Source organism: Microcoleus sp. AT9b-C3, from assembly GCF_036705485.1.
Lineage (GTDB): Bacteria > Cyanobacteriota > Cyanobacteriia > Cyanobacteriales > Microcoleaceae > Microcoleus.
Genome location: NZ_JAUBUR010000010.1, coordinates 137,826 through 159,335 on the forward strand (window position 1 = coordinate 137,826; position 21,510 = coordinate 159,335).

Below are 21,510 nucleotides of genomic sequence, written 5' to 3' on the forward strand. Positions count from 1 at the left end.
ACGTTTTCAACTTTTTAGTCAGTTGTCAGTTGTCAGTTGTCAGTTGCCAGTTGCCAGTTGTTTTTTACTTGTAACTAATGACATCTGACTAATGATTAATGACTTCTGACTAAAATTCTTTGAGCTGGGAAACTAGAGAACAAGCTAAACTCACGGCCTCCGAGAGCAGTTCTGGGACGGCTTCGAGCTGAGGTAGCCGAGATGTTTGAACTCCGGCTGCTGGCTGCGCGACTGCCACCCGAACGGCATAGGCTCGATCGGTCTGCATTGTTTCTAACTGTTCTAAAATTGGCGATAGCAAAACCCTGGCATAGCTGCCGTAAGCTACACCTGCAATGTGTGGAACAGGGGGAACTGACAAATTTTTCCCGCCATCCAACAGCAGTCCCTCGGCTCTGAGCTTGCTGACAGTGTGAGCATTAGTGCCGCCTGCAAGTTGCACGTATCCCGGCAACTGGGCAGCCAAAACTTTTTGACCGAGTTTGACCGCGGCTCTAGTAGTTCCTGTTCCGATATCTCCGCTCATTGGCCTACCGTCCGTTTGCCAAATTAGGGGACAAGGAAGGGGGGAAATTATTTGATAGAGTGTCCGCAAATAATCAATCAAACCGTCTCCATCGGGGCAACTAATTGCTATTACCTTGAGTTGACCGACCCAGGGAGCTATACTCGACCAAAGTCGCGCAAAATCTGCCTCTCTGCCTACTTGCGTGTGGATTTCTAGGGCGTCCGCACCGGATTGCAAGATTAAAGGTGCGATCGCGGCGGGAGCAGACACGTAAGAACGAGTATAAATTAGTTGGCTAGGACAAATCGGCAGACAGCGACCGCAGCCGTAGCATTGCTGGTCTATCACCCCGGAAAAACCACTGCCAGCACTCTGAAAAACTATTGCTTCGGCTGGACATATTTTTTCGCACGGCCGCCAGCAGTCCGCCGGACAATCGGCTGGGTTGAATTCGGCTTTGCGAAAATGCGGGTCTTCCCCATCGTTTAAACTCACCATCAGCAACGGCAACCCTTTGCCGCCAAACCTGCGGTTTTGAGTTCTTGCCTGTAATTCGCTGGCCACTTGTAGGGCTTCTTTCGCTGTGGCGACGGCGGCGGGATCGGCCGCGACATCGATACAGTCAGCGCCTGCTAAGGTGTAAGCCAAGGTGAGATTCCGTACAGCAGGCAGGTGTTGAAAGCTCGCCCCACAGATCAGCTTGAACCAATGGCCATCTTTTAATGAGTTTAGGGGATGATAATGTTCTGTCACCCTTATATGCTAATCCTTTCAGCTAAAAATTACTATGTGGAAATTTCTACTTAATTTGAAAATTTAGGCGGGTACAAGCTGGAAACGCTACTGATAGCAGTAGCTGTTGCGCTGTTGGCTCTATATGTAGAGTTCTGCCTTAATTTTTTTTCCTAAATTTTATTTTTTTGAGAGCGACTTTTTTGAGAGCGACTGCTGAGGGGGGATTTGGAGATGGGGCGATCGGCTTTATTTACAGACAGACTCTCTATCATATCATAGTTGGGTGGATTGGGCAAGGAAAAAGTAGGCGAGAGATTTTTTTTGAAGTGGTCGTGCAGTGGCAGTTGCCATAAAGTTCGATCGAGCATTGAAACCCAGCGACGAACCGCAGATGAACATTCTACTCCCTAACTTGAAGCTACATTCATCTGCGTTAATCTGCGATTCAACGAGCTCTACTACTTGCTCAGCCGCTTATAAACCGTAGCCAAAGCATGGCTATCCCCCACATTTCCCGGAAACAAAACCACGGGTAAATTGGGAAACAGAGGATGATCTGCATCGGTTTTCACCACCGAACAACCTGCGATAATTTGACCGATTTGCCTGACACTTTTTAGCGACAAACCTGTACTCAAAACATCATTAGAAGTAATGCCGCCCTTGCTAATCAAAAACCCGATATCTGGTGGCAGTCCCCGCACGATATCCATCAGTAAAGCAGAAACCGCCTCTCCAAATTTTAACCTAATTTCTGCATTGTCAAATTCGAGTTCCTTGCGGCTGGTATAAATTACAGGCGTTTTACCATCGGCATGAGAAGTGCGGACTTTTTCGAGAGTTTCATCGAGCATTTGGGTGCGATACTCTGGTGAATCTTCTAGCAAGTGAGATACATCTATTTCAATGCTAACTATATTGGGTTCTTTTAACAAGCGTTCCAATTGTTCAGTAGTTTTCTTAACGTGGGAACCAACTATTACTGCACCCGGTTTGCCATCTCTCACGTATTTTGCCATTTCGTCGGCTGCTACTGGCTGCGGGCCGAGGTCAGCTAAGGATGTTAAAATACTCGCCCCGCTGCGGAATAAAAACTTTTTGCCTTGACTGGCAGCAGCGAGAATGTGTTTGGCAAATGTGTCTAAATCGCCTTGGCTTTCGCCGTCAACAACTGCACATTGGTTGTCTTTCATCTCCATCAGTCGATCTAAACTTCCGTAGCGGATGTCTGCAAGTAAAATGCGATCGACTGCATCAGCTTTGATGCGACCTTTGGTTTTTTCTTCTACGTAGTCGGGCAAGTAACTGTGACTGTAGCCGAAGACTGAATCTTTGGCAAATTCGGTTTGGTGAACAGGCGTTGCGACGCTGTTAACCATTAGGTAATGCACGCTGTGGCGGGTAATTCTGCCTCCTTCAAAAAAGGCGGGAATTAGAAAATGGGCGTCGAAGGGGCCAAGTTCTTCGGCGATCGCGTCGGTTTCGATGGGATAGTGGCCGCGCAGGGTAGAATCGGAACGGCTAACTATTAGGAAGTCTCCGATTTTTTCGCTGGCGATCGCCCTTTTGAGATTTTGGCACACTTCGCGGGTGACGGAGGCTGCTTTTTCGGGAGTGAGCGATCGAGTATTTGTCAGTATGAAGAAAATCGGACACTTGTCCCGCAGCCCCAAACGCAGGGTGTCTTCGTCCCAACGTGTCAGCAGCAAGCAACTGTGCACGGTTTGAGAACCTGTCGGATCGTCGTCGAGAACTATAATCTTGGGTTTGGCAGAAGACATACTGACCTGGTTGTTAACGTCACCTTTCCAAGATATCCTTACCTGTTACGTAACAGGAAAAAATTTACAATAGTTATGATATTTTTTTCACAATTCTGATAACTTATAATTTGGAGAATATGTTTGAGTTCGCTCGGTTCAGTAAGCTGCATATTGCTACTGGGTAAGAGGCGCACGCAGCCGTGCCCACTACTAACTTTTGCCATTTTTAAAATTAGCAGCGTTTCGATCTTGCAACTTTTTCATTTCTGCTTGAACTCCCACGGCTACCTGCAAAGCTTCGTTGAGCAATCGCCCTTGTTCGCTGGCTCGATCGCTAATTTGGAGGGCATTCAAATTTTTTAAGTTATTGACAAATAATTCTGAGTTAGTAGCGACAAATTTGTTGTTTTCCCTAAGAATTCTTTCAGTTTTCAAAGCTCGAACTAAATCGTCTCTGATTAGTTGCAAAGCTTGAATAACTTTGGCTCGATCGCCTATTTTGACTGCCACATTGCCGGCATCTTCTATCCTATCGTTAATTTCGATCGCTTTGATTATACCATTATAGCGATCGACATCATCAAAAAGATTGATTAAATGTTGGTTTTGCCGACTGCACCAAATTTTCCAGGCATCCTCCAAGATTAAACCAACTATCGCAGCGAAGTGAAGGACGAACCACCACACATACGCCCTAGGAAATATCGCAACTAGCAGCCAACAACTGATTAGAACCAAAACAATTAAACCGACGGTTTTCAAAGCTTCGCGGGCAAACTTAGTCGCTGTCGGCGGCCGGTATACGCGATCGGGCCCGGCGCCGGTGAGGTGCTTGAGCTCACCGAGAGTAATTTCTAATCCCTGAATGTCAGCTCGCATAAATCTTTACAAATATATGTTAATTATAAAGTTTTGTAGTAGAACAAGGGGCTCGTCTACAATAAACCTAACACTTTTTCAAACCAAAACTGCACTATGTCTGCACGTCCTATATACCTCGACCACCACGCCACAACCCCGGTAGATCCACGGGTACTTGAGGCGATGCTGCCGTATTTCACCGAACAATTCGGCAACGCAGCCAGTATCAACCACGTCTACGGCTGGGAAGCAGAAGCAGCGGTAAAACAGTCACGACAAATCATAGCAGAAGCGATCAATGCTTCTCCAGAAGAAATTGTTTTTACCAGCGGCGCAAGCGAAGCAAATAACTTAGCGATCAAAGGCATCGCTGAAGCTTATTTCAGTAAAGGAAAGCACATTATCACAGTAAAAACCGAACACAATGCAATTCTCGACCCCTGTACCTATTTGCAAAAATTGGGGTTTGACATTACTGTTTTGCCGGTGAAAAGCGACGGGCTGATTGATATAGGCGATTTGATCAAAGCGATTCGCGCCGAGACAATTTTAGTTTCAGTGATGACGGCTAACAACGAAATTGGCGTCATCCAGCCGATCGCAGAAATTGCTGCAATTTGTCGCGGAAATGACATTATTTTTCACACAGATGCGGCACAGGCGATCGGCAAAATTCCCCTCGACGTAGAGGAAATGAATATCGATCTAATGTCCTTGACAGCACACAAAATCTACGGGCCAAAAGGGATCGGTGCTCTGTACGTGCGGCGCAACAAACCGAGAGTGCAGCTAGCGCCGCAAATGCACGGAGGAGGCCACGAACGGGGAATGCGATCGGGTACTCTCTACCCACCCCAAATCGTCGGGTTTGCCAAAGCAGTAGAATTGGCAATTGCAGAAATGCCGTCGGAAACAGAACGAGTGGTTAATTTGCGGCAGCGTTTGTGGGAAAAATTGAGTGAATTGGGCGATGTTTTTCTCAACGGTCACGCTACGAAGAGATTGCCAGGGAATCTCAATATTAGTGTAGGCGGGGTTGACGGTCAAGCGTTGATGTTGGGTTTGCAACCGGCGGCGGCAGTTTCTTCGGGCTCTGCTTGCACTTCCGCAAAAATATCTCCCTCTCATGTTTTAGCAGCGATCGGGCGATCGGACAAATTAGCTTATGCTTCCATTCGGTTTGGTATTGGCCGGTTCAATACCGAAGCAGAAATAGATGCAGTCGCCGAACACGCGATCGCAACTATTCAATCTCTCCGACAAGCTCAAAAAGTGATGAGTTAGGATTTAAGAGTTAGATAGAATCCGGCTTAAATACTCCCTTTATTTCTTAGTCCGCGCAGGCGGACTTCGTTTGTGTAGGCGCGGTTTCAACCGCCGACTTCCTTTAACCTCTTGCATGAATTTTTGATTGATCTATCAACCGCAGATGTCAGGCAGATAAACACAGATAAACGCAGATAATTTCAAGAATAGCGAATGAATGCAAGAGGTCTTTTGTGTGTGTAGGGGCGGTTTCAACCGCCGACTTCCTTTGACTCTTACTTAGAACCAAAAACCTCGCGCACTCGATAAATCGGTTTCCCCTGCGACTCGTGATAAGTCCGCATCATCACTTCCGCCAGCAAACCAAAACAAAATAACTGCACGCCAGTTAACAGCAAAACCACAGCCAAAATCAGCAAAGGACGATTGCCAATACTTTGACCAAAAGCAAATTTCAGGAAAGTCAAATAAATTCCTAAAACCGTTCCCAACGTCATAGAACTCAGTCCCAAAAGTCCAAAAACGTGCATCGGTCGAGTCAGGAACTTTTTCATAAAAGAAATAGTTAACAAATCCATCAACACGCGAAAAGTCCGCCAAATTCCGTACTTACTTTGACCGAAACGGCGGGCGTGGTGTCGCACAGGCAGTTCTGCAATTCTCGCCCCTTCAATAAACGCCAAAGCAGGCAAAAAGCGGTGCAATTCCCCATACAGATTCAAGTCTGCTACCAACTCGGATTTATAAGCTTTCAAAGAACAGCCGTAGTCGTGCAAAGTTACGCCTGTAACGCGACCAATTAACCAGTTAGCAATTTTAGAAGGAATCAACCGACTAATAGTATTATCCTGCCTATTTTTCCGCCAGCCGCTAACTAAATCGTAGCCTTCCTCTAATTTTGCCAACAATAGCGGAATATCAGCCGGGTCATTTTGCAAATCGCCGTCTAGGGTAACAATAGCACGACCGCGAGCGCGATCGAAACCTGCCGACATGGCAGCAGTTTGCCCGTAATTGCGGCGCAAAATTACAGCACAAAGGTCATTGCGAGTGCGGGCTAATTCCTGGAGAAGTGCAGCAGAACCGTCCTTAGAACCGTCATCTACACAAATAATTTGATAGCTGAGTCCAGATGGTTGGATAGAAGAGGCGATCGCCTCAATTAAATGAGGCAAACTTTCCACCTCATTATACACCGGCACTACCACCGAAACGTCTAGAACAACCTCAGCGCCAGCCTGCTGTGCAGCCAATTTTTCCAAAAATAATGCAGCGTCCATTTATTTATTCGATAACATCAACAGTCAACAGTCAACCGTCAACAACTAACTAGGTTGATAACTTGCCACAACTTTACCATATCCCCGCAATTGCTGGTAATAAGCTTGACTGACTCGATCGCCATCCTCCGACAAAACATCGATACCGATACCGTTGCGACCTTGTGCTTTTCCAGAACTGTGAATGTAGCGATTATCTCCGAGATATAATCCTACGTGAGTTGCTTTTTCAGGCGTCCCAAAAAATACTAAATCCCCCGGTTGTAAAGCACTGATACTAATAGGTTTAGTAAAAGCTTCTTGCTGATAAGCATCCCTCGGCAACCAGATGCCCGCAGCCACAAAAGCAGCTTGCATCAAGCCCGAACAATCATAATTTGGCCCGACTGTACCGCCCCAAAGATAATAATTGGATTGGTTCATAGCCTCGCGAGCGAAAGTAATTACAATTGGTAATTTTTCCTTGATTTGGGCCTCAGAAAGCACCAGAGGATGATACACTGTTTCTGTCGGATCGAGCAACTCAACATCTCGAATATCCAGCCATCCCGGATAATCATCTTCGCACAACCGCACCATCACAGCCGTTGTATCCCCATCAACCACCGAGTCTATGCCATTTCTCCCCCCCGACCTAAGCGGGGTGGGGTCAACTACTCGCAAATGTCGCCCCAGCGCTGCTTGAGTTGCCAATCGATCGCACTTTGGGGAATCGTAAATATTTATGTGCGATCGGGTTCGGTACTCCACAACATCAGATAATTGATAATTGGCCATTGCTAATTGCTCATTGTTTGCTGTTAATTGTTCGCATTTATTGTTCGCATTTAACGATAGATTGCCATTAGCTGCTAGCCGTTAACCGTTAAGCGTCAGCCATTAACCATGACATTTTTCCACAAAGACGAACAATTAGAAACCCTCGGCAGTAGCATTATAGACTCCGCATTGTCAAAATTTACAGGATTAAGTGGCGATCGTATAGCCATTACCTGGATAGTCTACGATCCGCCGGTGCGAGTCAATACAGGCGGCGCCCTGAGTCCAGAAGAATTTTGGAAATATCAACCGCGAGGTTTTAGCGCTAGAGCTTCCGAACGAATTTATCCCGCCAGCATCGTCAAATTATTCTACCTCGTTGCCATCTGGGAATGGGCGCAAAAAGGCATGATTCAAACATCGCCAGAATTAGAACGCGCCGTCCGAGATATGATAGTTGATTCCAGCAACGATGCCACCAGTTTAGTAGTAGACGCCCTCACCGGCACCACCAGCGGCCCAGAATTATCACCCGCCCCCTTTGAAACTTGGAAGCAGCAGCGAAACATCGTCAACCGTTACTTTCAATCATTAGATTGGCCGGAATTACAAAATATTAACGTCAATCAAAAAACCTGGTGTGACGGCCCCTACGGTCGCGAGCGAGCAGTTCTGGGAGAATTAATGGAAAATAGAAATATGCTGACCACAAATGCAGCCGCGCGTTTGGTGCACAGTATAATCGGCGGCGTAGCTGTTTCTGCCCAAGCATCGCAAGAAATGATGGGTTTAATGAAACGCAGTTTAGACCCAGCAGAATTAGAGGCAGATCCCGAAAATCAAGTTACAGGTTTTTTAGGCGGCGGATTGCCAGAATCAGCAAAATTGTGGTCAAAAGCAGGACTGACAAGCCAAGTTCGTCACGATGCTGCTTATATTGAAATAGCGGGTTTGCGGCCGTATTTGTTGGTTGTATTTACCGAGGGGAAAGAGAATAGCAAGAATGAAGAGATTTTGCCATTTATATCCCGGCAATTTGTCGAAGCGATGAAAGCACTTAATTAGATTTAGTAGTTGATTATTGCGGCTAGACTAGACTTAAACTGCAAAAATAATTTGGACGTTGCTCAAAGCCCATCCCACAAAACTTTCTTGTGGGATGGGCTTTGAGCAACGTCCAAAAATTTGATTAAAAGGAATTTTTTCCTAGAAGCTTTAGAACGGAGAGGGAGGGATTTGAACCCTCGAAGGATGTTAACACCCTTAACAGATTAGCAATCTGCCGCTTTCGACCACTCAGCCACCTCTCCAAGATGACAGTAACTAACTATAGCACACACATCTTCTTTTTGCCAACCCCTTATTGAAAAATTCCTCAATCCCTTACTCTGTATACTTTTCGCGACCTCAACCTCCCGCCTCTTCCCCAAAGCCCCTAGCCTTCAAGTGCTTTTCCCAACTAAAATTGGAACTCAAAAAGAACCTCTTAGTATACAAATAGCCCAAGCGGTACAGGTGAGCCTTGCGATCGGCATCAAGATTAAAGTCCGTCGTCGTCACCCCAGCATCAGTTACATCAATATTAATCACCCTGCCCTTATCCATTTCTCGCTGGTGATAGCGGTCTCTTGCTTTCATCATCGTTCTGAACATCGCCGCCAGCATCGACAGCGGAGTATCAATCTTAACTTTAGCCTCAATTCCGGTATCGACTAATCGAAACCCAAAGGTAAACCAGCGGGGCATAGCGGGAGTGGAACCGACAGATTGTTTGTCATAAATCCACAGGGGGAAATTGCTCAAAATTCCGCCATCTACAATTAAGTCATCGCCGAGTTTTCCTGGTTCAAAAAATAGGGGAATACTCATCGACAACCGAACGGCTTCAGCCACGCTAAAATGTTCAGCGCTTTGGAGTCGCAACTGCTCGTACAAAGTATCGGAATCGGTCGATTCGCGTCGGTGTAAGTCGTCGGGCAGCACCAACATTTCACCGCGAGTGAGGTTGGATATTACTACTTTTAATTCGCGGTCTTTTACGATTTGTTTGACATCGGCAAAAGTGTGCAAGTTACCTCTACCGAGCATTGATTCCAGCCACTGTCGGAACGGCTGCGCCGAATATTCTCCCATCTGACGGCTAACTGTTAGAAAAAGTAGCGTCCAAGCTGGGGATTGCAAGTCGTCGGCGGGGTCGCCGTTTAAAATTAGAGGACTGTTTTTTTGAGTTAAAAATATGCTGTAATCGAGCTGTCCTAAAATTTCCTCTAAATCATCAATTGACAAGTCGGTTGCTAATACTGCTGCGGTAATTGCACCGGCTGAAGTGCCGGCCAATTTTCGCCAGCGGATGCCCAAATCGCTACAGCACCTGAGTGCTCCTAAAAATGCAACTCCGCGCACGCCACCGCCTTCAAAAACCCCGTCGGCAAAGATTTGACCGTTTTCGTCGGGAGGCGGAAATTTGCTGAGAATTGTTTGTTTCTCCGTTGGGGTGATCCTGACACCGGGTTCTTGCAAAATTTGCTGCGGATACCACTTGCTCATGGGAAATACCTCGGATAAATTTGGGGTTTTAGATTGGAGATTTATATCTATTGTTCTTGATTGTTGTCGGCATCCATTGCCTCTTTGACGTATTGTTGAACTTGCGATCGCACTTGTTCGTAGGCCACCGACGCGCACCAAGGTCGGAGAGATAAAATAGTTGTATCTGGAGTAATCTCGGCTACCAAACAAGTCGGGGGCGGATTCTCCAACACCAGCGGGTGAGAGTGGGCAATTTCTAATAACTCAGCTACAGTTGGACGAATTGGCCGATCGCCAATATCAATCTTCAAGTCTACTCGCCTCGTTCCCATTGCCGTTGTATTTTTCAATGTACCGTTAAACAACTGATTGTTCGGGACAATAATTTTTATGCGATCGTCTGTGACCACGGTTGTTGAAAAAATCCCGATGCTGTCCACCACTCCCTTAACATCCCCAGCTTCAATCCCATCTCCGACTTCAAAGGGGCGCAAACTAATCAACATTACCCCAGCAGCAAAGTGCGACAAAGTATTTTGCCACGCCAAACCTATCGCCAAACCCGCGGCACCCACCACCGCAACCACGCTGGTAGTTTGAATTCCCAACTGACTCAAAGCGGCGACTACTCCCACTACCAAAATCGTAATTTCAGCAGCTTGAACTAAGAATTTCCGCAGCGTGGCTTCGGTGCGACTCAGTGCTCGGCGAGTCACGCGGCCCGCAAAGCCGATCGCAAATCGCGTAATTAACAAAATGCCGATCGCCCACAGCAGTTGAGGTACAATTTTAAACCCCAATTCTACGAATTTTTTCGAGAATTCTTGGGCTACTTCCAAGGCTTGGGTTCTTTCTGCATTTAGCTGAGAATAGAAGGTTTGAGCTATGGGTAAAAACGTCTGAATAACTGTCATATCAATTTGGAATTTGGAATTTGGAATTGCAGTTTCAGTCTTATCGCTTATTCTGAGAGTCCCATAGGGGTTAAAAACCCCTGTTTCATAGCTAAAGTTCTCTCAAAGAAAACTAAAATCAATAATTTCCTCGCTCAAAATCTTGAGTCGGTTTAAACCGACTTTTGCTATGAGGCAGGGGTTTAAACCCCTGCCGGACTACTGCTAATAGTGTACTGCTACGCGGGGCAATCGGTGTTTAAAACTGCAGATAATTTCCCACGAAATAGTTCCTAAAATTGCCGCCCAATCGTCAGCAGTAATTTGATATTCCCCATCTTTGCCCAACAGAGTCACCACTTCGCCGACTTCTAAATTGGGAATATCAGTTACATCGAGCATTAACTGATCCATCGTTACCGCGCCCACTTGTGGCACGAAGTGACCCCGGACTAAAACCTGCATTTTATTAGAAAGATTGCGCGGAATACCATCTGCATAGCCGATACCAATTACGGCAATCTGTGTCTGGCGCTGAGCTATAAATTGATAGCCGTAACTGACGCCGGTTCCTGCTTCAATTGTTTTCACCTGCGTTACCCTAGCTTTTACCTGCATTGCGGGCTTCAAATTGGATCTCGACTGCAAGTGAGGTGCTGGATAAAGACCGTAGGTAGCTAAACCGACTCGCACTAAATCGTAGTGCAAATCCGGGTCAGCGAGGGCGGCAGCAGAGTTTGCCAAGTGGAGGCGAGGGGGGTTAATTCCTGCTATTTTAATTTGCTCGATCGCCTGTTGAAACCGCTGGTGCTGATCTCTCATAACTGCGGGGTCAGGACTGTCTGCTGTCGCCAAATGAGAGTAAATGCTGGCTAATTTTAAATTTGGCAACCGCTTGACTAATTGCACAAATTCTGTAGCTTCTTGCCAGGGCGTACCCAAGCGAGACATTCCCGTATCTAACTTAGCGTGAACCGGCAAAGATTGGTTCAGGTCGGCGAGAACTTCCGAAAAAATTAGGGCTTGTTTGGCAGTACAAATAGTGGGCTGCAAGTGCCAATGGGCGATCGCCTTTACCTGTTGGGCTGTATGGGTTGCCCCCAACAGCAAAATCGGCGCTTCTATTCCAGCTTCTCGCAATTCTATTCCTTCGGGAATTGTCGCCACTCCCAGCCAACTAGCACCTGCTTGCAATGCTGTTTGACTGACTGCAACAGCACCGTGACCGTAAGCATCCGCTTTCACAACTGCCATCAGTTCTGTGTGGGGAGATAAGAGCTTTTTAAGCTGTTTTACATTGTGAGTTAAAGCTGCTAAATCGATTTCTACCCAAGCCCGCTGGCAAAGCCCCCCGTTATCGTCCCACAGCAACGTCTGGCGGGATTCTTTTGTCGTTGATTCTGCGGTTGTTTGTTCCCCACTCCACATTGTCGATCGCTCCTACTTGCTTACACCCTTAAAAACTGCTCTAAAAACTGCTAGAATATTTTACCCTAAGTTTGATTATAATGTTTTTTCTTTAATCAATGTTATACAAATAAAAAAAATAATGGAACTGCAGGCAAGCTGCAAACCCATATTGCATCAGTCATTCCCCATATAAAATCTAAAATCTAAAATCTAAAATCTAAAATCTAAAATGGTATTAACTGGTGTATCATAGCACCAAAAATACCCGGTAAAAACTATGGACGGACTAGCCTACCTACATTTAGCTGAAACTTGGGAAACGGCTGCGGGTCAAACTCGATCGACCCACTCAAAAATGCACCGGAATTTAGCATATACTCCTTTACTTTTCTTTACGATCGCTCTCACAATTTTCAATTTAGTCAATCCCGCACTCGCCATCAAAAAAGGTGATTCAGGCCCGGAAGTAGCCGAACTCCAGAAAACTCTACAAAACGCAGGCTATTTTCGCGGTAAGGCTACAGGATTTTACGGTTCTCTCACCCAGGCTGCTGTGAAAAAGTTTCAAGCAGAGAACAACCTGAAAGTTGACGGAATTGTTGGCCCTAAAACCTTGTCAGCACTCAAAGGTAAGCCGGAAGAGGCGAGTGTTGAAGCTGCGGAAAAAATCTCGCCAAATGTCGATCGATCTTCGCCATCTCCTACCGCCACAGATAACACAAAAGAACTCGACGAAGATCAAACTAACACTCAGACCCAAGAACCTCTATTTCAAGAACCCTCTTTACCGCCCTTTAAAACTGAAAATTCCGAGGATAAAGAAAGTGAGTTGCCACCCACAAAGCTCGTAAATCCTCCTGATAATACTCAAGGAAAAATGACCTTGAAAAAAACCATTTACGGTAACATATCGCCCAAGTCAATAGTTTATTCGGGAGCGGGTTTGTTTTTTGCTCAAAACATGATGTACCGCCACACAATCACAGTTTACGACAGGAACTTTAAATTAGTCAAGACTATTCCCGATACAGTAAACTTGTCGAAGTTTGGCTTTTCTAAATTCAAAGGCAATCATAAAGGCTCTCCCGTAGAAGCCGCTTTTTCAACCGATGGCAAATATGCCTACGTCTCCAACTACAAAATGTACGGTTCCGGGTTTAGCAATCCGGGAACCGACAGGTGCTCTCCAGCGGCCAAACACGACCAAAGTTTTCTGTACCGCATCAATACCCAAACTTTGAAAATAGAAAAGGTAATTCCTGTAGGTGCAGTTCCGAAATTCAATGCTGTTTCGCCTGACAATCGCTTCGCGCTCGCGAGCAATTGGTGCAGTTGGGATTTGAGCGTAGTTGACATCAATAAAAATCTCGAAATTGAGCGAGTGAAACTGGGTGCATATCCTCGGGGTATTGTTGTCACTCCCGACTCAAAAAATGCCTATGTTGCCATCATGGGTTCTTCCAATATTGCGAAAGTGAATCTCATCGACTTTTCGGTAGAATGGCTGAGAAATATTGGCAACGCGCCGCGTCATTTGACAATAGATCCCAATGGAAAGTATCTGTATGCCACTCTAAATGGTGAAGGAAATGTGGCAAAAATTGACCTAAAAACTGGTAAAGTAGTGGACAAAGTTGCGACTGGGAAAGCACCTCGCAGCATGACAATTTCCGATCAGGGAAAACTGCTTTATGTGGTCAACTATTTCTCGAATACTGTTAGCAAAGTTAGGACAAGCGATATGAAAGTGCTGCAAACAGTGAAGGTTAATTCAAGCCCGATCGGGATTACTTACGATCCGGAAACTAATCAGGTTTGGGTAGCTTGCTATTCGGGCAGTATTATGGTGTTTCAAGATTAATTTTAGCTGCTTCGTAGTTCAGTGTGTAGGGTGCGCAATGCGCACCAGTTGACAAGCGTGAGTAACGAGGTTAGTGACTTTCAGCATTTTGATTCGGAACCCAATCTCCCCCAAGCAATTTTCCTGGATTGAAGTCTCAAAAATCGGAACGTGAAATACTGGTTGAATGCTTTTTGTCCGGCTCAAATTTAACGCGCCAGACAGGGCTGGCACTGCGCACCCTACATAATTTATGTGCATCGTCATAGATAATAAGGTGCGCACTGCGCACCCTACATCAGGGGTGAAAATATTATTTGGGCAACTTTAAAGGCTTCACAACATACTCGGAAGACTTAGCAGGTACTTTGCCTTTTTTAGCCATAGCTTGGTAAAGCATGGCTGCTACTTCAGCACGATTTGCTGTTCTATTAGGCTGCAAAAGTGTGCGCTTCGGGTGGTTAACAACAATGCCAGCTTCTGTGGCTGATGCTACTTTGTTAACTGCCCATTTCGGCACTTTTGCCCTGTCTGTATAAACTTGTAAAGTTTTGGTTGCTCTTGTTGATGGTTTCAGGCTCAAACCGCTCGCTAAAGCGGCGATGACTTCGACACGCGGAATTTGTTTTTCGGGACGGAACTCATTGTTTGGGTATCCTTTAAGATATCCAGTTTTGACGGTGTGGTCGATCGCAGGAGCTACAGGACTCTTGTCTTTTACGTCTTTAAAATCAATCGGTTTTCGGATCGGCTCTTTGTCGTCGGACATTCGTTGAATTAAGCGCGCTAGTTCGGCTCGCGTCATCGGTTCGTCGGGACGGAATTTGTTGTCCGTGAAATCAGTAAAGATTTTCCGATCGACTAAAGCGACAATGAACGGACGCGCCCAATATTTGTCTGGAACATCGGAGAATCTAACGGGCCCAACTTTGGGTTTATCGGCTGTGGGTTTATCGGCTTTCGGTTTGGTAATTGCTGGGGCGGGAGTCGGCGCCATTGGCTTAGGAGGAACAACGATTACACCCACCGGAGGATTTTGCGGTAAAACCGGCCCTAAAGGTCCCACAGGTGCGACTTCCCGTTGTGAGGGAACGAGTGTTGTAGCGGGCGATCGCAAATCCGAATTTGGCGATTCGGGGGTTAATATTCCCGGACTCGCGGGCGTAACAGCAGGTTGAGAAAAAACGGCTGGAAATTGCCAATTTCTGGCATTCAATCGATCGGGATTTTTACCTGTTACCCAAAATAAAATTGCTCCCATCGTGCCGAAGGCAACCAAGATAGCAATCAATTCATCCAATCCTAGAGGGTTTCTTTCCCCTGACGGGGGTTGTGAAGAAGACATATCGTCACCTACATATCAATGTAGAAATTAAATCACATATTTTTTGGGTCTGGGGGAAAGAGAGAAGGCTAAATCAACTATTCCCAAGTTCTCACTCTCAATACCTGCGGTGGCGTGACATCGGGAGGATAGATAAAATCAAATTTTACCGATCTCAGTTGCTGATTTTTGCAATGTTCAACTTAGCGCCTTCTACTCCCGAAAGAACGACTGCGACTCGGTTGACGAGAATTCCTGCCACTACCAAAACTCGGCTGCCGCCTGTTTTGATTTTGACGAGGCTGCCGCGATCGCCTCAAAGTGCTGCCACCGTAACCCGAACCGGTCGATCGATTGCCATTGGGACGTACTGAGGGTCTTACTGGCTGGTTGTATGTGGGCGATCGCAAGCGGCCGGTCGTCCTTAAAACTTGACGGTTTCTCACAGCCGGAGGCGGAGTTCGATAGCGAGTTTGATACTGCTGAACAGCTTGGCTGTAAGTATTACCATACCCGCCATATCCTGTCATAATTCCCGGCTGATAGACTGGCGGCATATAATATCGCGGTCTAAATAACAAACTGCCGATCGCCTGACCAGCTACAGCCCCAGCAAACGGTGCCCAGAAGCCTGATTGCTGACGCACCACTACGGTTTGTGGCTGACCTGTTTGAGGATTAGGAACAGTTTCGGTAACGTTGTGAACGTACTCAATTTTAAAATCTTCTGTCAAATGCAAAACCGCTTGATTGTTATCCACATTGAGATAACTTTTCTTGCCTGCCGATATTTCTTCATCTGTTAAGCGAGCCATTTGCAAATCCCTAGTGCGGTAAACTGGGGGACTGCCGGGGGGAGTATTCAGCAACATCAAACTGTATTCACCATCAGCATCGTCGTAGGTAGCTTGCTGTACGGGATATTGACCTTGACTCAAGTTATTATTTGGTGCAGGACGCACTGTGTTAATATTTGGATTGCCCGCAGGATTTGTCGAAGTTTGTCTACTAGGAGAACCGCAGGCGGTTGCCGTCCATACAAAAGTTAAAGCCATGAAATAAATTGTCAGTCTTCGCAGCATCATAAATAGTAATTTTTAATTTTTAATTTGGCATGGGTTGTTTTATAATTGCTCCTGCTTCCTTCTTCCCGACATCAGTTACATCAGTTACTGAATCCGTTGCCGAACTTCTTCCTTCCTTAAATGGGAATAAGTTCGGGGAAATTGAGCAACACTTGGTCGTTAGTAAGTTCGTCTCCCAACTGTGCGGGAGAAAAGTGAACTTGCACAGCTCGGAGCCTTTCTTGGTAATGTAAATTAATCAGGGCTTTTAAACCGACTTTCAGCGCGCTGATGTCAGCGAGGTCAGTTTCTAGGGCAGGAACTTCGCCTTCATACGCAACTGTCAGCATCACCACCACATTTCTAGTTACAGGCAAAGACAATGGGGAATTTTTATCGTAAACAGATGTACTGTATTGAGGCTCGCTGAGATAGCGATCGGCTGAATCAATGAAAAGTTCATCCACATAATCGCCGGCTTCCCCTTCATTCCAAAAAACATCGCCTTCATTGGCGGCTGATTGCCAGTAGTTGTCGTATTGCAACAGGTGATTGCAAATTTCTACAAGACCTTCTCCTAAAACTACTATGTCGCCATCGGCATCAATTGCTTCTCTGGCGGTGCGGTTGAGAACTCCTAACAGCGGTGCAACTTCTTCGCCTGTTAGGTGAACGAACACCCGGCAAACTGCCAATCTAGTTTTACCTGTAAATTGATTGAATCGATCGCGCCAAGCATTCATAATAACCTATAGTTGTAATCTGTAGGGCTATATTTTCAACCATAGCAGGGGATTTGAACTCTTGCCGTCTACCCTCAGATTGATATGAAGAGTATTTTTAGCGATCGCCTCGGCAGCCTACTGTCTCGCTTTGACTCATCTCATTTTATAGCAGTTTTCAATCGGAGCAAATACAGTTCAAATACAGTAGGGAAACGGCACAGCCTTGTCCTGACGGAGAGCGGCGACTTTTAATAATTGGTATGAAATTTATGATTGTAGCAAGAGGATTTTTAATTAATATTAATTCAGCGCTTGTTTGCTTAGCCGGAATATGATATTGTCTGCTATCGATTCATCTGTCTATTGTTGGCAGTGCTTCGCGATCGCCCGGACAAGAAATTATAGGCTAGATAATTTCCACTCAAAAAACCTCCAATCGTGGAAGATTGGAGGTGCGCTAAGCGAATACTTTGGTTTGAGATAACTATTTGACGATCGCGCTTTGGACTTGTTCGATCGCAATTTCAGAACTCAACTCAGCAATTGGCGAAACTGGCAAATCCAGCTCGCCGCCCGGAGCTTCTGGGTGTTCGCGAACGGCTGCAACCGCATCTGATGACTCAGCTACAGCGCCCGCCGCCACCAAATCGAGCAAGGCAGGAACTTCCATGTGTCCAGAAACACCTGCATCTGCGATCGGATCGATCGACTCTTCAGAAACTTCAAAATTATCTGTCATCGCAGCGCAAGCAGCAGAAGCGCGCTTGCCGGCGCGGTAGCTCATGTAGGCCGCTCCGCCACCCAAAACTCCCGCCAAACCGAGGAAACCGAGAGCTGCTGTTTTGTAAGATTTCCACGGATTGATTCGCTCAGAGCCGCCGGAACCTAGGATTGTTGTCGCAGAACCAGATTTAGCCGCCCCAGATTTGCTGTAGGAACAGGGGAAAGCAGATGCAGCGTCACCTATGGCGATGCTGCTTGCGATCGCGACGACGGAAGCAATGCCAGCTAACACTTGAAACTTCTTCATGGTGCTGTGGAGATTGTAAAGGATAATTAAAAAATTAATGGTAACAGCTCTTTACAAATGTATCAACTCTGCGCGCCTTCCAAATCGCGGATCGATCGCAAAAGTCAGCTATAGCCTCACGCAATTCTAATTTAAATTTGCCCGCTTAAAAATTTGCAATGCTTCCTCTGTAAGCGTTTCGGCTCATAACTCGATAAAAATTCAAGTTTTGTGAAGCAATACTTCGATCGCGCCCAAATAAGAAAATCTGAGGTCAGACAGTAGAAAATTTAATTACATGGCCGCAAACACTTGGTGACAAACTACTTTTAAGGCTACTTTTGTAAAGGCTTAGTTATTGGAATAACTCTTATTTTTATGACAGACAACGCGACTCAAGGAATTGAGCGAGCTCCTCGCCGATTGTTGGTGACGGGCGGGGCTGGATTTATCGGCTCGAATTTTGTGCATCACTGGTGCAGCAGCTATCGGGGCGATCGAGTAGTCGTACTCGATGCTTTAACCTACGCCGGAAACCGACAAACCCTGGCAACTTTGGAAGGAGGAGAAAATTTTCGGTTTGTGCAGGGGGATATTTGCGATCGTACCTTAGTCGATACATTGCTCAAAGAAGAAAACATCACCACAGTCGCGCACTTTGCCGCAGAATCCCACGTTGACAGGTCAATTATCGGGCCTGCAGCCTTTGTTCAAACAAACGTTGTCGGAACCTTCACGCTTTTAGAAGCATTCCGCAAGCATTTTGAAGCAATTGATGAGGCATCTCTCAAAGCACAAATGCGCTTCCTCCACGTTTCTACCGACGAAGTTTACGGCAGTCTCGGCCCCGATGACCCAGCCTTCACAGAAACAACTGCCTACTCGCCCAACAGTCCCTACTCAGCCTCCAAAGCTGGCAGCGACCACCTCGCCCGCGCCTATTTCCACACCTACGGCGTCCCGACAATTATCACCAACTGTTCCAACAATTACGGCCCCTATCACTTCCCAGAAAAGCTCATTCCCTTAATGTGCATCAATATGCTATTGGGCAAACCGCTGCCAGTTTACGGCGACGGTCAAAACGTGCGAGATTGGCTTTACGTTCTCGACCACTGCCGCGCTTTAGATGCCGTTATTCACCGTGGTCAGCCTGGGGAAACCTACAATGTTGGCGGCAACAACGAGGTAAAAAATCTCGATTTAGTAAAAATGCTGTGTCAGCTAATGGACGAATTAGCTGAGGATTTACCCGCCCGTCCTTGCGAACAATTAATCGCATTTGTCAAAGACAGAGCCGGGCACGATCGGCGTTACGCTATTGATGCCAGCAAAATTAAAACTGAGTTAGGTTGGACTCCCTCAGTAACCGTTGAAGAAGGTTTGCGACAGACTGTAGAATGGTACTTAGCCCATCGGGATTGGTGGGAACCCCTGCTTTCGGAGGAATATCAAACTTACTACCGGAAAGTCTACTCTAACTAATCTTCTCTTGGACGCACGGGCTACCACAAACCAGCACCGATAAAAAACTGGTTTTCAAGCTCAAGAGTGCGTCCAACAAAGGTTTCTGTCTTGCCTTCAAGCTTTACATTTGAACTCTAGGCGCAGAAACGGGGTTTGAGGGAGGAAAATTTTTAGTTGAGTGCGATCGATCCGAATTGAAAAACCTGTTGTCTTTGGTCTTTGCACCTAACTTCAGATTTAATTAGGCAAAGGTGATATCACACATATTTGCTCTTGTCAATCTTTGTGAAGATTTAGTGAAAAATCATCCCAAACGCATAAATTCAAGTGTTTGTAGCTGATAATTTTAATAGAGTTACAAGATTAAGCATTTTAGAAGCTTTTAGGAAAAACAAAAAGCAGCAATGACCGAAATAAACTGGCTCAAGCACGTCCAAGAACCTAAATACTGGCTGTTAGGCATCGCCTCCGGTTTGATTGCCCTACACCTAACTCTAACTTCCCGAACCAACGACACAGACCTGTTCGGCACAATGTTACTGTTTTGGGGAGTTGTAGCATTTCTCATTTGGGAAAGGCACGAATCCTTAACTTTTGAAAGCGGAATTTTCGCCAGCTTCTTTGGTTCATCGTTAATTGCTTTAATATTGCTCAAAAGTTCGTCCATATCTGGATACGATTTTTTTATTAGAGCAACGCCTTTTTTGTCGGGAATCAGTCTCGCATTGCTGGCTTCGGGAACAAAAGGACTGAAACAATATGGGCAGGAACTTCTAATTCTGGGCTATACAGCTATTCCTCCCGGATTGATCGGAGTATTTGTTGATGTCGCCCTATTAACAGCAAAATTTTCAGCTTTCCTCCTCCACTATCTAGGATTTGAAGTGGTGCGAAAAGGGGTTTTTCTAATACTGGAAAAGGGCAGCGTGGAAGTGTATCACGGGTGTTCGGGGGTGAATGCGATACTACAATTGTTAGGACTAGCTCTGGTTTTCTTACTGATGTTTCCTACCACTACGGGTCAGAAAATTGTATTGCCATTCGTGGCCATAATTACTGCATTTATAGTTAATGCCGCGCGAGTTGGTCTGCTGGCCGTGCTGGTATCGCTATCTCAACCCGAAGCATTTAAATACTGGCACGAAGGAAATGGTTCGGTAATATTTTCGATGATTGCTGTATTTATTTTCGGGTTATTCTGCTGGTTTGCAATTTTGAAAGACCAACCCCAAAATAAGGAAGGACAGAATTGCTAATGGCTATTACCTCTTGGAAACCACTTAGGCTTTCTCTGTTGGCTGTTACTTTGGGGGGGGTTTTGTTGGTTGCCGGAAAATTGGTTTTCTATCCATCGGACGGCAAGAAGGTGGCAACCCCGTTTGAGTTTCCCGAGTCGGTGCCTCTAGCCGATTGGAAACAAAACAAGAGCGCGCTTCTGGAAATTAAGGAAAATTCAGGATTCCAAGCTGCCAGGAAATATGAATATCAAAAAAATAGCATGGCTCTAGAAATAGAGATGCGCTATGCAGTAAACACCATTGGGGATGTGGAAGGTATGATGAAAGGACATACTATTCTCAAGTCGAATCCTGGTAAACTAACATTGGTAAACACTCAAGGCGCGGGGTTTCACGGAATTTTGCAACAGAAAAATCGACTGTATTTGAGTTCATGTATCAATCCTCATGGCAGTGCTACAGTAACTTCCCAACAGTTTAGATATAATCGAAATACTCGCGATTGGCAGCCAAACCGTATTCTGTTTTGGTTGTTGGGTAGGGGAAATATTCAAGACCGGCGCTGTTTGTGGGCTCAGATGTCTGTGCCTTTGGATAAAACAACTCCAGAAGATGCCAAAAAAATTCTAGAGAATGCTTGGGTTTCTTGGTATGAGTGGTGGCAGCCGCGATTCCCCGATCCTTAACTCGATTCAGTCGATTTTAGCTTTTAGCTTGTAGCTTTTAGATTTACTCCACAGGTGAATCTGGAAGCTTGAACAAGAGTCTAAAATTTTTGACTCTCCACGACTGTTGGCGGGGGCTTGTATCCGTTCTTGGGCGGGGTCAAGAGAGATTTT

General features: G+C 45.9%; 20 protein-coding genes and 1 tRNA gene. 6 read left to right on the forward strand and 15 right to left on the reverse strand.

Translation table 11 applies throughout. The features are described 5' to 3' along the window. Window positions 1–109: 109 nt before the first annotated feature. From ldpA to QUB77_RS12000, 4 genes are all read right to left on the reverse strand, one after another. Window positions 110–1,261: a circadian clock protein LdpA gene (ldpA, locus tag QUB77_RS11985; RefSeq protein WP_333170400.1), complete on the reverse strand. Its 1,152-nt coding sequence runs from the start codon at window positions 1,259–1,261 to the stop codon at window positions 110–112. A gap of 152 nt (window positions 1,262–1,413) precedes the next feature. Then, the gene (locus QUB77_RS11990; protein WP_333170399.1) at window positions 1,414–1,611 is read right to left on the reverse strand and encodes a hypothetical protein; all 198 of its coding nucleotides are present in this window, start codon (window positions 1,609–1,611) and stop codon (window positions 1,414–1,416) included. 90 nt (window positions 1,612–1,701) lie between these two features. Next, entirely contained in the window at window positions 1,702–3,024 is a 1,323-nt protein-coding gene (locus tag QUB77_RS11995) for a four-carbon acid sugar kinase family protein (protein WP_333170398.1), read from the reverse strand. A gap of 192 nt (window positions 3,025–3,216) precedes the next feature. Further along, complete coding sequence (locus tag QUB77_RS12000; RefSeq protein ID WP_333170397.1) at window positions 3,217–3,885, reverse strand: hypothetical protein; 669 nt, start codon at window positions 3,883–3,885, stop codon at window positions 3,217–3,219. 96 nt (window positions 3,886–3,981) lie between these two features. On the opposite strand from QUB77_RS12000, the gene QUB77_RS12005 reads away from it, so the two are divergent. Further along, window positions 3,982–5,151 (forward strand): IscS subfamily cysteine desulfurase, encoded by a 1,170-nt coding sequence (locus tag QUB77_RS12005; RefSeq protein ID WP_333170396.1) that lies wholly within the window; start codon window positions 3,982–3,984, stop codon window positions 5,149–5,151. 257 nt (window positions 5,152–5,408) lie between these two features. Here the strand turns inward: QUB77_RS12005 and QUB77_RS12010 are convergent, their stop codons facing one another. Beyond that, window positions 5,409–6,413, reverse strand: a complete 1,005-nt coding sequence (locus QUB77_RS12010) for a glycosyltransferase family 2 protein (RefSeq protein ID WP_333170395.1) — start codon at window positions 6,411–6,413, stop codon at window positions 5,409–5,411. Between the two features lie 45 nt (window positions 6,414–6,458). Further along, window positions 6,459–7,190, reverse strand: a complete 732-nt coding sequence (locus QUB77_RS12015; protein ID WP_333170394.1) for a C40 family peptidase — start codon at window positions 7,188–7,190, stop codon at window positions 6,459–6,461. A 108-nt stretch (window positions 7,191–7,298) separates the two neighbouring features. Here QUB77_RS12015 and QUB77_RS12020 point away from each other — a divergent pair, with 108 nt between their 5' ends. Continuing rightward, on the forward strand, window positions 7,299–8,237 hold the full coding sequence (locus QUB77_RS12020; RefSeq protein WP_333170393.1) for a serine hydrolase: 939 nt from the start codon (window positions 7,299–7,301) through the stop codon (window positions 8,235–8,237). A gap of 156 nt (window positions 8,238–8,393) precedes the next feature. Here the strand turns inward: QUB77_RS12020 and QUB77_RS12025 are convergent. The 4 genes from QUB77_RS12025 to alr form a co-directional block, all read right to left on the reverse strand. Further along, window positions 8,394–8,482 (reverse strand) — tRNA-Ser (locus QUB77_RS12025). A gap of 97 nt (window positions 8,483–8,579) precedes the next feature. Further along, window positions 8,580–9,719, reverse strand: a complete 1,140-nt coding sequence (locus tag QUB77_RS12030; protein ID WP_333170392.1) for a patatin-like phospholipase family protein — start codon at window positions 9,717–9,719, stop codon at window positions 8,580–8,582. 47 nt (window positions 9,720–9,766) lie between these two features. Further along, entirely contained in the window at window positions 9,767–10,615 is an 849-nt protein-coding gene (locus tag QUB77_RS12035) for a mechanosensitive ion channel family protein (protein WP_333037311.1), read from the reverse strand. Between the two features lie 204 nt (window positions 10,616–10,819). Next, window positions 10,820–12,022 carry an alanine racemase gene (alr, locus tag QUB77_RS12040; protein WP_333170391.1) on the reverse strand — a complete coding sequence of 401 codons (1,203 nt, stop codon included), beginning with the start codon at window positions 12,020–12,022 and terminating at the stop codon, window positions 10,820–10,822. Between the two features lie 259 nt (window positions 12,023–12,281). On the opposite strand from alr, the gene QUB77_RS12045 reads away from it, so the two are divergent. Then, window positions 12,282–13,865, forward strand: coding sequence for a peptidoglycan-binding protein (locus QUB77_RS12045; protein WP_333170390.1), 1,584 nt, complete (start codon window positions 12,282–12,284; stop codon window positions 13,863–13,865). A 292-nt stretch (window positions 13,866–14,157) separates the two neighbouring features. Here QUB77_RS12045 and QUB77_RS12050 read toward each other — a convergent pair whose 3' ends face one another. From QUB77_RS12050 to QUB77_RS12065, 5 genes are all read right to left on the reverse strand, one after another. Then, window positions 14,158–15,189 (reverse strand): S-layer homology domain-containing protein, encoded by a 1,032-nt coding sequence (locus tag QUB77_RS12050; RefSeq protein WP_333170389.1) that lies wholly within the window; start codon window positions 15,187–15,189, stop codon window positions 14,158–14,160. 77 nt (window positions 15,190–15,266) lie between these two features. Continuing rightward, on the reverse strand, window positions 15,267–15,347 hold the full coding sequence (locus QUB77_RS31725) for a DUF3370 family protein (RefSeq protein ID WP_445251731.1): 81 nt from the start codon (window positions 15,345–15,347) through the stop codon (window positions 15,267–15,269). Window positions 15,348–15,371: 24 nt separating this feature from the next. Further along, a complete protein-coding gene (locus tag QUB77_RS12055; RefSeq protein ID WP_333170388.1) occupies window positions 15,372–16,253 on the reverse strand; it encodes a hypothetical protein in 882 nt (293 codons plus the stop codon). Window positions 16,254–16,369: 116 nt separating this feature from the next. Then, window positions 16,370–16,975: a DUF1517 domain-containing protein gene (locus QUB77_RS12060; protein ID WP_333170387.1), complete on the reverse strand. Its 606-nt coding sequence runs from the start codon at window positions 16,973–16,975 to the stop codon at window positions 16,370–16,372. 466 nt (window positions 16,976–17,441) lie between these two features. Next, a complete protein-coding gene (locus QUB77_RS12065; protein ID WP_333170386.1) occupies window positions 17,442–17,987 on the reverse strand; it encodes a hypothetical protein in 546 nt (181 codons plus the stop codon). Between the two features lie 357 nt (window positions 17,988–18,344). On the opposite strand from QUB77_RS12065, the gene rfbB reads away from it, so the two are divergent. The 3 genes from rfbB (at window position 18,345) to QUB77_RS12080 (ending at window position 21,357) form a co-directional block, all read left to right on the forward strand. Further along, entirely contained in the window at window positions 18,345–19,451 is a 1,107-nt protein-coding gene (gene rfbB, locus QUB77_RS12070) for a dTDP-glucose 4,6-dehydratase (RefSeq protein ID WP_333170385.1), read from the forward strand. A gap of 386 nt (window positions 19,452–19,837) precedes the next feature. Next, window positions 19,838–20,689 carry a cyanoexosortase A gene (gene crtA, locus QUB77_RS12075; protein ID WP_333170384.1) on the forward strand — a complete coding sequence of 284 codons (852 nt, stop codon included), beginning with the start codon at window positions 19,838–19,840 and terminating at the stop codon, window positions 20,687–20,689. Then, window positions 20,689–21,357, forward strand: a complete 669-nt coding sequence (locus QUB77_RS12080) for a cyanoexosortase A system-associated protein (RefSeq protein WP_333170383.1) — start codon at window positions 20,689–20,691, stop codon at window positions 21,355–21,357. Before crtA ends, QUB77_RS12080 begins: the two co-directional genes overlap by 1 nt. Window positions 21,358–21,510: the final 153 nt, after the last annotated feature.